Below are 14,382 nucleotides of genomic sequence, written 5' to 3'. Positions count from 1 at the left end.
CTATGAACTTTGTTCCATGAAAAACACATCTGAAAAATAATTCAAGAATCGATAAGATAATTCTGGATCAATGTCTAGTGAATACTGTGCATTAAATAGTACAAAATTTGCAGTAAATTCTTCCAAAGTTACGCCAGTTGTTTCCACGAAATATGAGTGTACGATTTTGGATATTGTTTCGTTCGAAAAATAATCAATAGTATTTTTTCTTCTCTTGACAGGGTAGCCCATGCCAACTTTAGCAACTGCCCAGCCAGCCCAATCGATAATTCGGAAATCATCTTTTGGCAGAATTAAGATATTAAATCTGTGAAGGTCGCTGTGATAAATGAATGAGCGAGATTTCTGAGATATTGAAAATATATTCTCAATATAGTCATTGACAGACGCGTTATTATTTTTACTTTTTTCTGAAAGTAATAGTGTTATTCTTTTTTTATCAATTGGGATTTCGTTGAATATTGAAGTGAATTTGGCGGAGGCCGTGTTCCAGAGATGGATGATTGATTTTTTATGCCATGTATCCTGGAATTCTTCTAAATCTGGATGGCGTCCATTTTCTATATATTCATCAAAACAGAAGTAATAATCGCCCTTCTGAAGCACACCGAGGGATTTTGCTGATTTAAGTTGAAGATTTTCAGTTTTTATAAGCGTTTGAAGAGTTTCAATTTCTTGAATATTAACTCTGTCTGCGTATATTCTTTCTATGATTTTTATTTCTTGCCCATGTTGAGTTGCTGTATGTAGCAAGATATCTAAGGCTGCATTGCCACCATTTAAATTAATGGTGTTTTTCCATAAAAAATCTGGATTTATCTCAGTTAATCGCTTGCGGAACTGTATGGGATTAAAGTGAATTCTTAAATATTCTTTTTCGTATTTTAAAAGATTTTCTAAATTTCCTGTGACCCAGGATGGGAGATTTTTTTTCGAATCATCATCTAAGCATTGAATAAAATAATAAACTCGATCAATATGTTTTTTGTCAAAAAAACTATAAATACAGCGCATCATGTCTGATTTTGAAATACTTATTTTTTCTGCAGGTGGCTGACCCAAAGAAATCTGGTGATGCTGATGGTTTATTTCTGTATTCATTTTAAAGTTATTTATAAAAATCGCGCCAATATGGCGCGATTAATTATGAGATTCTGATTGTTATTCGTTTTTGTTGTACTGGAAAATAAAGAATGAACGTCTTCTTTTGTTGTCGTCCTTAAGAATGCCCTGGTGAATAATTGAAAATTTAGCTTCTAAGAAGGCCGGCATATTTCGGAAGAATTTAAGAAGTTCGGCATCATTGGTTACATCGTGGCTTTCTATCAAAACAAAACCATTGGGGTTGAGTAAGTTTTGCAGTATTTCAACATAGCCCTTCATGGGCAATCCGATCCATCCATGAACAGCGAACGAGAAAATAAAATCGTATTTTTTATCGTTGTTTTTGATGAAGCTGTGGAAGTCAGTGGTGAGGAAATTGCAGTTCTTTATTTCTTTGTTCAGAGCAAGGGTGTTAGCAATTTCGATCAAATCAGGATTAATGTCGAACCCCGTATATTGAGCGGATATTTTAGAAACCTCAATGCCAAAGCAGCCGATATTGCAGCCTATATCAAGAATGTCGTGATGAGGTTGAATCCATTTTTCTAACGAATATTCTTTGATTCTTTCTAGTGTGGGGCGCTGCCCAGGCAAACCCCATGCTTCGTGGCCCTGGTAGAAAGCATACTTGGATCCAAACTGCTGATTATTCTGCGAAAAGATAGAATGGATTTTTAATTTGCACTCCAGCCATGCATCTTGTGTTTCAGGCTTTTGGGAAAAATAGCAAATAATAGATTCACCACCTTGGATATCCAAAGAAAGGTCTTCTTCGGTGAAGAAATCTATTTCTTGATCGTCGCTGGGATATTCTGGCAATCTGAAAATTACAGGAATAGTCTTTTCTTTGTGATAGATGAATCCTGCGTAATACCAATATCCAATAATTATATTTGGGAAATTCTTGTAATCGCCTGAATAATTCATTGCAGCGCCGGGTTCGTATGAACATGGTGCAATAGATTCTTTAATTTTCTTGATGGATGTCTTAGAGAAAATTTTATATTTATAAAAATTAACAGACTTCCAGGAGAGAATTTTTTTAATTAAATCCTCACGGTGGGGATTGCTATTCCAAACTTCTTCTTCATGAGGATTTTTATTATTTTTGTTTTCAGTTAATGAAAAAATTCCTTGCGTGACTCGGTATTCATTATCTGGCGTTAAATTTTTCTTAAATAATTCAATTCTTTTTTGGCGAATTTTTTGTAAAGATGGGTCGTGAAAAAAATTCAAACTGACGGACCAGTGATAGGCCTCATCAATTTTTCCAAGAAATAGAGATAAATATGCAGCTTTTTTACGAAGCAGAAGACTGCTAGGGGTTGTTTCCAATTTTTTTATGGTTTCAAAATATTGGTCTTCGTAAGTAGTATGTGAGGCTTCTGCAGATGTAGACATTTATATTCCTGGGTTGCTATTGATGCTGAAAATTTGATATTTATTTAACAGGTACTTTAAAAAGTACGGAAAGAGTAGCCAATCCCAGCTATCAAGGCTGGAGTTTGAAAACCAGGTTCCAAGAAAGCGCCATCCTGAAGTGGCTTATTCCATATGGTTCCTGGTTGATCAATGATGCAGTGATTGCCTATTTCCAAATCTTTACCAATATGTACATTGCTTCCAATCACACAATGACGTCCAATCTTTGTTTGAGAGCTAACGCTACTACCAGCACCGATGAAGCAATGCATACCTATCTGCACACTATTTTCCAGGCGTACTTGAGAGGAAATTAATACATTGGCTCCCAACGTGCACTTGCTGCTGATGATGGAGTGAGAGCCAATATGCACGTTTTCACCAATCTTTGCGCTGGGTGAAACATAAGCATTGGAGTGAATAAGACTGATTAACTTGTGGCCAGCAAGCTTGGCAGGCATGTACAGCTGCTCCAAGCGTATGTAGTTCAGTGCATGTTCATCAAGTGCGACGAAAACAAGGGACTTCTGTGGAATTTTAGAAAAAATAGAAGCGGATGAATTTTCGGTTAATGAAGCAATGCTTTCTATGCTGTGAGAAATAAGCTCGCTAGAAATAGAATAAGCGGCTTTGTCTGCGACGATTTCATCAAAAAGAGTACCGTATCCTATGATGTGAACAGATTCTTTTATTTTTTCTGTAATTACCATGGACGCTCTCCCTTCAAGAGTTTTTCATAAACCTGTGCGAAAGATATAAGATATCTTTCATATTGCCCATGATGAACTTTGGGGCTTCCCGCATGAAGGCCTTTTTGCAAGCGTTCAAGATACATTCGATCTTCATGAAGCACATTGACATCATTGCGTATGCATCCACTCAAAATTGCAGGTAATGCACGAATACGTTGTTTTTCTTTTGCAACCGCCATTGTGAATCGAACAGCTGTACGGCTTGCGGTCAAGGGTTCATATTGTTCAATCTTGAAAACCATGCCCTCTGCGCAATTGAAATTCACATTGGGGAAAAGAAAGAAATTCTCGAAAAACCCGCCTTCACCATAGCGATCAACCATAGAGTGCCATGGTTGAGGGGGGATTTTCAATGCTGCCCTGGTGTGGTAGCTTTGAGCATTTAGCGTGCTGGGTACATCGGGGAAAAATGGAATAGATGGCTGCTCGATTTTCTTTTTTGTTAAATTCGAGGAATTGTCTTTTGTTAATAAAGGAAGAAATGACTGGGGATGAACGTACGGAACATGGTTGTAATCTAAGACATTCTCATATTGAAGTTTCCAGTTGTAGTCAACTTCAACTGTTATGTGAGCTGTTTGTGCAGAGAAATACGTGGATATATCCCGTAATTTGTCGAGAATTTCTGGGGTGAATTGCTTTTCGATCGGTAATGGATTTTCACTGAGATTGATGAAAATCATGTTCCCCACGATCTCTACTGCATAACGTTTCATGCATAATTTTTCTCTTTCTTCTGAGGAAAAATTGTAAAGATTAGATTCGTGGGGTATGCTTTTAACCGACCCATCATTATTGAATGTCCAGCCGTGATAAGGGCACCGCATGGGAGATTGCCCAAATCCTTCAGCCTGCAAGGGCACAAGGCGATGCGGGCATTGATTTTTAAAAGCTCTAATTTCTCCATTGCAATTTTGAATCAGTACAGGCTGCCCAGCCAAAGAGAGAGAGGCATACGCATTGGGAGCGGCCAAAGTACTACTCAGACAAGCAAAAAGCCAAAGCTGACGAAATATTTTGCTTCGCTCTTGTTCAAGAATCCCGGGGTCGGTGTAATGAAAATGGCTGAGTATGGATTGCATGGAACTGACTGAATTACGATGAGAATATGGTTCGCGCAGGATTTCCGAAAACAGTTGTTTTTGGTGGGACATCCTTAATAACCACAGTACCAGCTCCAACGATAGCTTCTTCTCCTATCTGGACACCGGGAAGAATAGTCGCATGAGGATGTATGGTCGCAAATCGTCCTATTTTGGCTCCGCCACCAATAAATGACATGGCGCCAATCTGTGCATATTCACCGACTTGCACATCGTGGCCTAGGATGGTTTGGCTGGAAATATTGGAGAAATTTTCCAATATCACATCCGGCCCTATTTGCGCGTACTCCGCGACAAAAACCCCATGACCAATTTTTACGCGTGGGGAGATATGACTTCTGGTAAGAATTGGAAAGAATTTACCATTCTTCAAGAAAAGTGGTTGTGAATATTCTTTTCGATCTTTTGGATTCCCTTGAGCGCAAACAAATGCATCCCCTAACTCCGGTTCATAAGTTAATGGGTTTCCTAGGATTGAAATATTGCAGTCATAGGCTTGGAGAATGTCTTCGCGGCTATCAAGAAACCCCTTGATAGTCCATGAGATATTGAAGGAGGGGTCATTTTGCATCTGAGCAAGAACTTCTCTCCCCCAACCACCAGCACCAATAATGAGAATGTTGTCCATGAATTTTTATATGTGCTGTGTGGATGAATTAACTAATGGTCAGACCTCCATCCATGACCAGTGTTGTTCCGGTGATCCAGCGGCTGGCGTTAGACAGCAGAAAAACCACTGCATTTGCCACGTCCTCAGGTTTACCAAAGCCCAGTGGGTAGTTGCCACGCTCTTGCTCCAAAGAGCCGATCATGGTGGCGGTGGCTTCCAGTAGCGGGGTTTCGACCAGTGCGGGGGAGAGACAATTGGCACGGATGCGGCGTTTGATAACCTCCATGGCCAAGCAGCGCACCATGGCCAGTAGCGCTGCCTTGGTACCCGAATAGGCGGCAACACCAGGGACGCCAATGTGTGCGGCAATGCTGGCAATAAACACCATAGAACCATCTGCAGCTACTAAATTGCGCCTTAGCAGAGCCTGGGTCAGTAACATGGGGGCATCTACATTAATAGATTGAACCTCACGCAGGTGCTGCTCAGTCATCATGCGTACAGGGCTTAGGCGTGAAATGCCTGCACTGTGAACCACGCCATTAATAGTGCCTCCCGCCCCAACAAGCGCGACCAATTCATCGCGTTCAGAGGCTTTTGTCAGATCTGCCTCAATGGCTTGGTGTGCATGTGGCGAGATTGCTTTTAATTCTGACAGTGTCTGCGCCAGGCGCTGGGCATCGCGGCCAGTGCAGATGATTTCTGCCCCCATGCGAGCACAAGTCAATGCAATGGTTTTACCCAGACCTGAAGATGAGCCCGTTACCAATATGCGGTGACTCGCCAGAGAAAATGGATTGAAAGTGGGCGTCATTGCGTCATGCTTCCAGCATGGGAGGTAAGACGGCATTTTCTAAATCAAGAATGCAGGAACCCCACGAAAGACCAATACCAAATCCAGAAAGCAGCAGCTTGTGCCCGCGCGTGGAGAGGGTTTCATGCAGCCGCGCTGTCATGGTGACCGCTAGCGATGCGCCGCTGGTATTGCCTAGATCTGGCAAAGTGGATGGCACTTTCTCAGCACTAAGCCCCAGCTTTTTGCGGATGGTCTCGTTGATCATCCGGTTGGCTTGGTGAAAAAGAAAATAGTCGATTTCTGCCTTATCTACTTGCGCGTATTGCAGTAATCGCTCCACAGCAGGTGGCACTTGCTGGGTAGAAAAACTCAATACAGCCGGGCCATCCAAAATTAGGTCAGCAGGCCAGTGCATTACACCGTGTTCGTCCCTTTTTGGAATCAGGTGCTGTACACCAAAGGGTTCGCGGTGACCGCCGGCTGGCAGCATGATCGCTCCTTTGCCGCGGCCATCACTATTGAGGTCGAAATACATCGGTGGTGCGTCAGGATCAAACTCTAATGCTGTGGCGGTGCCAGCGTCTGAAAAGAGTGGGTCCTTAACGTTGGCGCATTTGTCACCAACTAGCAACAGGGCTTTTTTCACACCGCCAGCAGAAATCATGCTGCCCAGCAGATGCAGGCCGAATGGGTAGCCGGAGCAGCCAAGATTTACGTCAAAAGCAATGGTTGATTGAGACAGCCCCAGCCGGTCTTGCAAAATGATGGCAGTGGAGGGGATCAGGTAATCGGGGGACTGGGTTACGACGATCAGCGCGTCGATTTCCTCGCGATGCCAGTGCAGCTCTTCCAGTAACTTTTCTGCAGCGACCAAGGCCAAGTCTGAAAAGGTCTGCCATTCAGGGCAGATACGCCGCGTCTTAATGCCGATATTTCGTACCAAGCGCTCTCGCTCTGAGCGTTGCGAAGGTGGACAGTCGCGAATGTTGTCCAGTACGCGGTGTGGAACGCAGCTCGCCATGCCTGCGAAGCGTACGTTGTGCAAAGTGGAAAGCGCCATGGGCAGTCCTTTAGTGTGTGGATTCTTAGCCCAGCAGCTTGTGCAGGTCAGCCACCGTCGTGCAAGTTTTAAGGTCGTCGCCTGTAATGGCTTTGCCAAATTCCACGTCAAACATCACGATCACTCCCAAAGCCGCCAGTGAATCCCACTCGGGAAGACTTTGGAGTTTGGTCTCTGGCGTTACTTCAACAACTTCTTGAAAATCCACGGCGGTCAGAAAGTTGTCAATGAATTGGTCGATAGAGGGGGGTGTCATAGGTAATCGGGGTGTAAAAGTTAATAAAAAAACCGCTTCGGCGCCAATGATAGACGCTGAAGCGGTTATGCCCTGGCTCAGAAATGGAGCCTGCTAGGCTTAGCCTTGCAGCAGCTGAAGCACGTTTTGCGGGATCTGGTTGGCTTGCGCCACCATCGCTGTGCCAGCTTGCTGCAGAATCTGTGTGCGGCTCAGGTTGGCAGTTTCAGCCGCAAAATCGGCGTCAATGATACGACCGCGTGCGGCAGAGAGATTTTCTACCTGAATGTCGATGTTGTTCACCGTATTCTCAAACCGGGCCTGTACTGCGCCCAGTGTGGCGCGCGCGCCGTTGACCTGGTCAACTGCGCTGTCAATCTTCTTGAGCGCCACCCATGCGCCCGACTGGGTGCTGACATCCACATCTTCAATGCCGCGCGCATCCATCACTGAGCTTGCGCCAGCAGTACCACCGGCGATGTTAATGTTCGCAGTGTCTAAGCCAGTCATTGCGGCTGTAAAGTCTGCCCCGGGGCTGCCAAATGTTCCTGTGGGATCAGCTGGATCAGTAATGCTGCCAAACTGAACTTGTACGGGGCCGCCATTGGCGTCAAGCTTTTCAGACATGAACTCGACTTTATAGTTTTCGGTGCCCTCAATCTTGGTCAAATAGGCACTGACACCTGTATCAGCGCTCTTTTTATTGATGGCTTCTACCACTTGGCCCAAACGCTGTTGGGGGCTGTCTGCGGCAGGCAGCTTGCCCAAGGACACGGTGGTTGTGGTGCCGCCAGAAGTGATCTGAATGCCAATGTCTCCTACCGACGGTACGGTGAAATCCGCCAAAGGCTGTCCTGCCGCGATCGGAGTAGCTGTTCCAACGCTTGCTTCTTCGGTTTTGGCATACGACACCGATGACAGCTGTGACGAGCGTGTATCTACCAGTGCGCCCAGCGTGATGTTGTCACCTGAATTAGCGCCGACCTGAAAGACGGCGCCAGCAAAGCTGCCGTCCAAAATTTTGGTGCCGTTGAAGTTGGTTTGCTTGGCCACCCGGTCAATTTCAGCGCTGAGCTGGCTGACTTCAGCCTGCAGTGCCTTGCGGTCGCTGGCGCTGTTGGTGGCGTTACCGGCCTGCACAGCCAATTCACGCATGCGCTGCAGCATGTCCCCCACCTTGCCCAGCGCGCCTTCGGCGGTCTGCGCCAGCGAGATGCCGTCGTTGGCATTACGCGAGGCCACTGTCAGGCCTTTGACCTGGGTATTCATGCGCTCAGCAATTGCCAGGCCAGCCGCATCGTCCTTGGCGCTGTTGACGCGCAGGCCAGACGACAGGCGCTGCATGGTCGTGTTGAGAGACTGGCCCGACAGCGCAAGGTTACGCTGCGCGTTGATCGAGGCGATGTTGGTGTTGATAGTTGCGGCCATTGCTGTGTTTCCTTTGGAAAAGCGGGTTGCTTTGCATCGCTACAGGCACCATAGGCACGAATACGTAGCAGGCAACGCTAGCGATGGGGACGATTCTTCCTTGACAACGCCATCGACATACCGTGAATAAGCGCTTGGTTTACCTACTTTCTTGGGGCTTTGCATGCAGTGATCACTGGTGGTGATGCCATTCCTCAGAGGGAAGTTGGGGAGTAATGAAAAAAAAGCTAAAGAAAAAAAATAGTGATCCGATAACAGTCTTGTACGGAGCAGGCATGCAGCACTTAACCAAAGAAGCGCTGCCAACTAAGGCACATAGAGGCCTGAGGCCATGCTCCGGCAGACCAAGCAATCATTCATTGAACACCGTTAGCACGTAAGGAATCGCATCATGGCCATGACCATCAACACCAACGTCGTCTCGATCAACGCACAGCGCAACCTGGGCCTGTCCGGTAGCACGCTGGGCACCTCCATGCAGCGTCTGTCTTCTGGCCTGCGCGTCAACAGCGCCAAGGACGATGCGGCTGGCTTGGCCATTGCTGAGCGCATGAATACCCAGACACGTGGTCTGACTGTGGCTGCTCGCAATGCCAACGACGGCATCTCGCTGGCCCAGACCGCCGAAGGCGCGCTGGGTAAGGTGGGTGACATGCTGCAGCGCATGCGTGACCTGGCCGTGCAGTCGAGCAACGCCACCAACAGCAAGAGCGACCGTGAAGCTCTGCAGGCTGAGCTGTCTCAGCTGCGTGGTGAAGTGGACCGTGTGGCCAAGACGACTACGTTCAACGGCTCCAAGCTGCTTGAAGGCAGCTTCACCGGCGGTGTGTTCCAGGTGGGCGCCAACGCCGGCGACAACATCACTGTCGGCGCATTGAGCGATGTACGTGCTGACAAGCTGGGTACTTCGGTGTATGGATCTGGCGAGATTGTCGCTACGGATGTGACGGGTGCAACAGGTATGTTCGGCGCTGGTGCAACCGCCAGCATGACCGCTGCGGATACGACCATCAGCATCACAGGCGCAGGCGCAGGTGCCGTTGCCCAAAAGGTGACTATCAAGGCTGATGCCAATATGACTGCCGAGCAGGCTCTGGGTAAGGCTGTCGAGGCGATCAACTCCAAGACTGCAGACACAGGCGTAACAGCGTTCATCGAGAAGAACGCTGCAGGTGTCAATCAGATTCAATTCCGTGCTACCGCTGACAAGGCGGGTGAAGTTGACACCATTGCCATCACTTACAGCCGTGGCGCAGACGTGACCGGTGTTGGTGGAGGTACTTTGGTGGCTGCTGGAGACATTGACGATATTGCTGCGGGCCAGGAAAAAGGTATTGATGGGATTGACATCAGCACCCAATCTGGCGCATGGGAAGCCTTGCAGCGTATCGACAAATCGATTGACCAGGTCAGCTCAGCACGTGCTCAGCTGGGCGCTATCCAGACACGTTTTGAAAAGTCGATCGAGAACATCGACATCCAGAACGAAAACATCACTGCAGCACGCGGTCGCATCATCGATGCCGACTTCGCTTCGGAAACAGCCAACCTGAGCCGCTCGCAAATCCTGCAGCAAGCCGGTACAGCCATGGTGGCCCAGGCCAACCAGCTGCCTCAGCAAGTGCTGAGCCTGCTCCAGTAACAAGACAGCGAACGTGTCAGGGCCTCTCTGCCAGACACGTTCGCTTTATCAAACATGGGCCATGCGCAATACCTGAACGTGCGGCGCAAGGCTCTTGAAGAACGGGTAGTCAACTGCCTGATAAAGAAGGTCTGGAGGCTTTGTATGCAGGGTTTTACCTTGTGCGGGGATCGCCAGAACCGTCAATTACAGAGTGAGCGTTAGTTAAAAGGGGAAATCAAATGGCAATGACCATCAACACCAATGTTGTGTCCATCAATGCACAACGCAACCTGGGGCTGTCTGGCGGTTCGCTGAGCACTTCCATGCAGCGTCTGTCTTCTGGCCTGCGTGTTAACAGCGCCAAGGACGATGCGGCTGGCCTGGCAATTGCTGAGCGCATGAGCACCCAGACACGTGGTCTGACTGTGGCTGCCCGCAATGCCAACGATGGTATCTCGCTGGCACAAACGGCAGAAGGCGCGCTGGGCAAGGTGGGCGACATGCTGCAGCGCATGCGTGACCTGGCTGTGCAGTCGAGCAATGCCACCAACAGCAAGAGCGACCGTGAAGCTCTGCAGGCTGAGTTGACACAACTGCGCAGTGAAGTAGACCGTGTGGGTAAAACCACAACCTTTAACGGTGCCAAGTTGTTGGATGGCAGCTTTACTGGCGGCGTATTCCAGGTAGGTGCCAACGCTGGTGACAACATCACCGTGGGTGCGCTGGCCAATACGAAGGTGGATGAGCTGGGTAACTCGCGTTATTCCGAGGCAGCGATTGCTGCTCCGGCAGTGACAGGCGCCATGATGACTGGTGCTGACGTAACGATCTCCATTACAGGTTCTGCAGGCACAACTACAGCTACGATTAGCAAGATGGACAATGCGCCATCTGATAAGGAAGCTTTGGGCCGCGTTCTGGAGGCAATCAACTCCAAGACTGCAGACACAGGTGTTACCGCTTTCTTGAACGATGCTGGCACAGGTATCGAATTGCGTGGTGCTATCGAGGACGGCGGTACTTACACAGCTATTGCTGTGACAATGACCGGCGGCACTGCTGCTGCGCTGGGTGCTGTATCGGGTGCCGCTGAGAAGAATGAAAAAGGTATTGAGGATGTGAACATCACCACCCAAAAGGGTGCATGGGATGCTCTGCAAAAGATTGACAGCGCTATCGACAAAGTGAGTGCTGCACGTGGCCAGCTGGGTGCTATCCAGACCCGTTTCGAGAAGGCTGTTGAGAACATCGACATCCAGAACGAAAACATCACTGCCGCTCGTGGTCGCATCATTGATGCTGACTTCGCTTCTGAAACAGCCAACCTGAGCCGTTCGCAGATTCTGCAGCAAGCTGGTACGGCCATGGTGGCCCAGGCCAACCAGTTGCCACAAAACGTGCTGAGCCTGCTGCGTTAATCACGGTTTCTGTCCATTCGGCTCCCATGGGGGCTGGATGGACGGAGCGAATGAACGTTTTGCTTTTAATGGCAGCCTTGTGCAGACAAGGCTGTCTTTTTTTTTGGTTTCTAGGTTGGGAGTGCTTGAGTTGTCTGCTATTTTTTTCTGCGTGAAAGAATGCTTTTTTCGCCTTGACTGGCGGTAGCTGTGGGGCTGTCAAAACATCTCAAGTTTTGCCATGGCGTGTCGATACATCAGTCATGACGAGGGGCGTTGCGCTGTGCTCGTAAGTCGGATGGATTGGCGGGTGCTACAGGTTTTGTTTGGGCTTTTGCGTCTGAACGGCTTGCGTCACAATAAGCGGCGGTGCAAGCTGTCTGCTCAGGGTGACGCGACACCTCAGGCAAAACGTCGCACTTTATTCAGGAGGTTTTCACCATGGCAATTTCATCAGCGGGTATCGGCAGTGGTCTTAATGTTGCAGAGATCGTTGAAAAAATGGTGGCTGCCGAAAAAACCCCACTGAAAAAGCTGGAGACGCGCGCCGAAGGAATTCAGACCCAGATTTCGACCTACGGCGAGATCAAGTCGCTGACATCGACGCTGGGCGATATCGTTTCCAAGCTGGCGCGAGACAGTGCCTGGAACACGGTGAATATCAGCTCCAGCAATTCCACCCTCTCAGGGGTGATGACAGGGATTGCCACGCCTGGTACTTACAACATCAAAGTGACCCAGCTGGCGCAGTCGCAAACCACCGTCATTGGTGGTGCAGGTGCTGCAGCATTGGCCAAAGATGAATCCATGGGCAGCTCAGGAAAAATGAAGCTCACCATGGGAACGACGACCAAGGAAATTGATATTTCCAGCTCTGACACCCTGACGCAGATCGCCGCCAAGGTGAATGAGGCGGGCATGGGCATTCAGGCTTCCGTGATCACGGATGTGGACGGCAAAGAGCGCTTGATGATGCGTTCCAAGGAAAGCGGTACAGATAAGGCGTTCAGTGTCGATATTGATGCTTCACTGACCAAGCTGGGGCAAAACCAGGCCCAGGCGGCACAAAATGCCAAGGTCGAGTTGAATGGCGTGGTGGTGGAGTCGAGCTCCAATACGTTTGCCAACACCATTCCGGGCTTGTCCTTTACTGCATCTGAAGTGACGACGAATGCCGCGACGCTTACGGTCAAGGCCGACACCGAGACGATGAAGAAGAACATCAAGGAGTTTGTAGATGCCTACAACGCCTTGAATGATCTGTTGTCCAAATCCACCAAGGGCTTGCGCACAGAGGCGGGCAAAGTGGATGAGGCTGCGCAAAGTACGGGCGCTGGCGTGTTGCAAGGTGATAGTGCCACGGTAAGTTTGCAAAACTCGCTGCGTATGCTGACCATGGGTGTGTCTGGAACCAGCGGTGCGTTCAAGAGCTTGTCTTCCATCGGTATTCAGATGCTGGAAGGCGGCAAGTTGTCGGTGGATGAAACCAAGCTGGATAAAGCAATTGTTTCTGTAGACGACCTGCGCGGGCTGTTTGCGGAAAAAGCAGATTCCATGGGGCAAAACGGTGGCATTGCGGTGAACTTCAAGGCTTTCACCGACAAGCTGCTGGCCTATGAGGGCACACTCAACGGCAAGGATGATGCGTTGAAAAAAGCACTCAAAAGCAATGGCGCAGAACAAGCCAAGGTGAATGATCGTGCGCAGGCGCTGGAAGAGCGGCTGTACAAGCAATACACGGCGCTGGATGTGAAGATGTCTTCGCTCAACGCGTTGGATTCCTACGTCTCGCAGATGGTGACGAGCTGGAACCAGTCCAAGTAACGTCGCAAGGACCAAAGTCGGACACGCTTGAGTATTCGACGGACCAATTTTCTGAATGGGCGTGTGATCCCTGCGACAGGCAGGCCAGGCGTCATAGAACAAGAGTTAAGGATCAACATGTTTTCATCTCCAGGTTTTAGCAAGGCCAATACCTACCGCCAGGTGGGCGCGCATTCGGGTGTGGAGAACGCTTCGCCGCACCAGTTGATCCAGATGTTGTTCGATGGTCTTTTCCAGTCCCTTAATGCCACGCGCGGCGCGATGGAGCGCGGTGATGTGGAGGAAAAAGGTCGCCATATCACCAAATCTGTGCGCATTTTGCAAGAGGGCCTAGTGCTGGGCTTGGACCTTGAAAAGGGCGGTGAATTGGCTGCTAATTTGCGGCTGCTTTATGACTATTCTGTGGCCCAATTAACGAAAGCCAATGCCCACAATGATGTGGTTTTGGTGGAAGAAGTTATTAAGCTTTTGCAGCCCGTGGCGCAAGGCTGGAAAGAAATTGGACCCACTGCGAATCAAACCGTGTGAGGTGGTGGCTGTGCAGGAGAACAGATTGCTTGATTACTACAAGGCTATTGAGGCAAAGAGCGCTCAGATGTTGTCCGCTGCCATTCAACAGAACTGGGATTCTGTGATGGAGTGCGAAAGATCGTGTGCGGTGCTGATTGGTGAATTGCGCGTGCAATCCCATGAGGTGCAATTGACGGCACTGCAGCGCAAAGAAAAGACACGCATCATGCAGAGCATTTTGCGCAATGATGCACAAATTCGTGTGCTGGCCGAACCGTGGCTGGCAACGCTGGAGCACATGGGCAAAATGCCTGCAACCTCTGCGCTGCACTGAGTCATTACGTTGTTATCGCGATACCCTCCAAGGTTTTGCGAAAGCCCATTTGCCGCAAGGTGAATGGGCTTTTTTATTGGCGCAGGCGGGACTGTTTTAATTACATAGCTGTTAGCGCTTATGTATCAAAGATTTCAATGCTAAAGAGTGCTGAAGTCCTTGTATAGATTGCGCTGCTAGCTC

At 48.7% G+C, this 14,382-nt stretch carries 14 protein-coding genes; 5 read left to right on the top strand and 9 right to left on the bottom strand.

Annotation, left to right across the window (positions count from 1 at the left end):
• From IB213_RS16770 to IB213_RS16730, 9 genes are all read right to left on the bottom strand, one after another.
• A complete protein-coding gene (locus tag IB213_RS16770; protein ID WP_192407962.1) occupies positions 1-1,101 on the bottom strand; it encodes a hypothetical protein in 1,101 nt (366 codons plus the stop codon).
• Positions 1,102-1,161: 60 nt separating this feature from the next.
• On the bottom strand, positions 1,162-2,505 hold the full coding sequence (locus tag IB213_RS16765; RefSeq protein WP_192407960.1) for a class I SAM-dependent methyltransferase: 1,344 nt from the start codon (positions 2,503-2,505) through the stop codon (positions 1,162-1,164).
• Positions 2,506-2,561: 56 nt separating this feature from the next.
• A complete protein-coding gene (locus IB213_RS16760) occupies positions 2,562-3,236 on the bottom strand; it encodes a DapH/DapD/GlmU-related protein (RefSeq protein ID WP_191722241.1) in 675 nt (224 codons plus the stop codon).
• Positions 3,230-4,360 carry an aromatic ring-hydroxylating dioxygenase subunit alpha gene (locus IB213_RS16755; RefSeq protein WP_192407958.1) on the bottom strand — a complete coding sequence of 377 codons (1,131 nt, stop codon included), beginning with the start codon at positions 4,358-4,360 and terminating at the stop codon, positions 3,230-3,232. The genes IB213_RS16760 and IB213_RS16755 overlap by 7 nt, the downstream gene beginning before the upstream one ends.
• Positions 4,361-4,373: 13 nt before the next feature.
• Positions 4,374-5,009 (bottom strand): acetyltransferase, encoded by a 636-nt coding sequence (locus tag IB213_RS16750; protein WP_192407957.1) that lies wholly within the window; start codon positions 5,007-5,009, stop codon positions 4,374-4,376.
• 28 nt (positions 5,010-5,037) lie between these two features.
• A complete protein-coding gene (locus tag IB213_RS16745; RefSeq protein ID WP_192407956.1) occupies positions 5,038-5,805 on the bottom strand; it encodes an SDR family NAD(P)-dependent oxidoreductase in 768 nt (255 codons plus the stop codon).
• Positions 5,806-5,809: 4 nt separating this feature from the next.
• A complete protein-coding gene (locus IB213_RS16740) occupies positions 5,810-6,847 on the bottom strand; it encodes a ketoacyl-ACP synthase III (RefSeq protein ID WP_191722245.1) in 1,038 nt (345 codons plus the stop codon).
• A gap of 25 nt (positions 6,848-6,872) precedes the next feature.
• Positions 6,873-7,103 carry an acyl carrier protein gene (locus IB213_RS16735; protein ID WP_192407955.1) on the bottom strand — a complete coding sequence of 77 codons (231 nt, stop codon included), beginning with the start codon at positions 7,101-7,103 and terminating at the stop codon, positions 6,873-6,875.
• 99 nt (positions 7,104-7,202) lie between these two features.
• Complete coding sequence (locus IB213_RS16730) at positions 7,203-8,510, bottom strand: flagellin (RefSeq protein ID WP_191722247.1); 1,308 nt, start codon at positions 8,508-8,510, stop codon at positions 7,203-7,205.
• 391 nt (positions 8,511-8,901) lie between these two features.
• Between IB213_RS16730 and IB213_RS16725 the strand changes: the two genes are divergently transcribed.
• From IB213_RS16725 to IB213_RS18195, 5 genes are all read left to right on the top strand, one after another.
• Entirely contained in the window at positions 8,902-10,152 is a 1,251-nt protein-coding gene (locus tag IB213_RS16725) for a flagellin (RefSeq protein ID WP_192407954.1), read from the top strand.
• 221 nt (positions 10,153-10,373) lie between these two features.
• Positions 10,374-11,552 (top strand): flagellin, encoded by a 1,179-nt coding sequence (locus tag IB213_RS16720; protein WP_192407953.1) that lies wholly within the window; start codon positions 10,374-10,376, stop codon positions 11,550-11,552.
• A 420-nt stretch (positions 11,553-11,972) separates the two neighbouring features.
• On the top strand, positions 11,973-13,355 hold the full coding sequence (gene fliD, locus IB213_RS16715) for a flagellar filament capping protein FliD (RefSeq protein WP_192407952.1): 1,383 nt from the start codon (positions 11,973-11,975) through the stop codon (positions 13,353-13,355).
• 63 nt (positions 13,356-13,418) lie between these two features.
• A complete protein-coding gene (fliS, locus tag IB213_RS16710) occupies positions 13,419-13,883 on the top strand; it encodes a flagellar export chaperone FliS (RefSeq protein ID WP_370551228.1) in 465 nt (154 codons plus the stop codon).
• Positions 13,884-13,950: 67 nt separating this feature from the next.
• Positions 13,951-14,199, top strand: a complete 249-nt coding sequence (locus IB213_RS18195; protein WP_225213982.1) for a flagellar protein FliT — start codon at positions 13,951-13,953, stop codon at positions 14,197-14,199.
• Positions 14,200-14,382 lie beyond the last annotated feature (183 nt).

Source organism: Comamonas sp. CMM02 (genome assembly GCF_014851485.1).
Classification (GTDB): domain Bacteria; phylum Pseudomonadota; class Gammaproteobacteria; order Burkholderiales; family Burkholderiaceae_C; genus Comamonas; species Comamonas avium.
The sequence above is the reverse complement of the archived record's forward strand: the minus strand, read 5'-3'. Positions and strand labels throughout refer to the sequence as shown.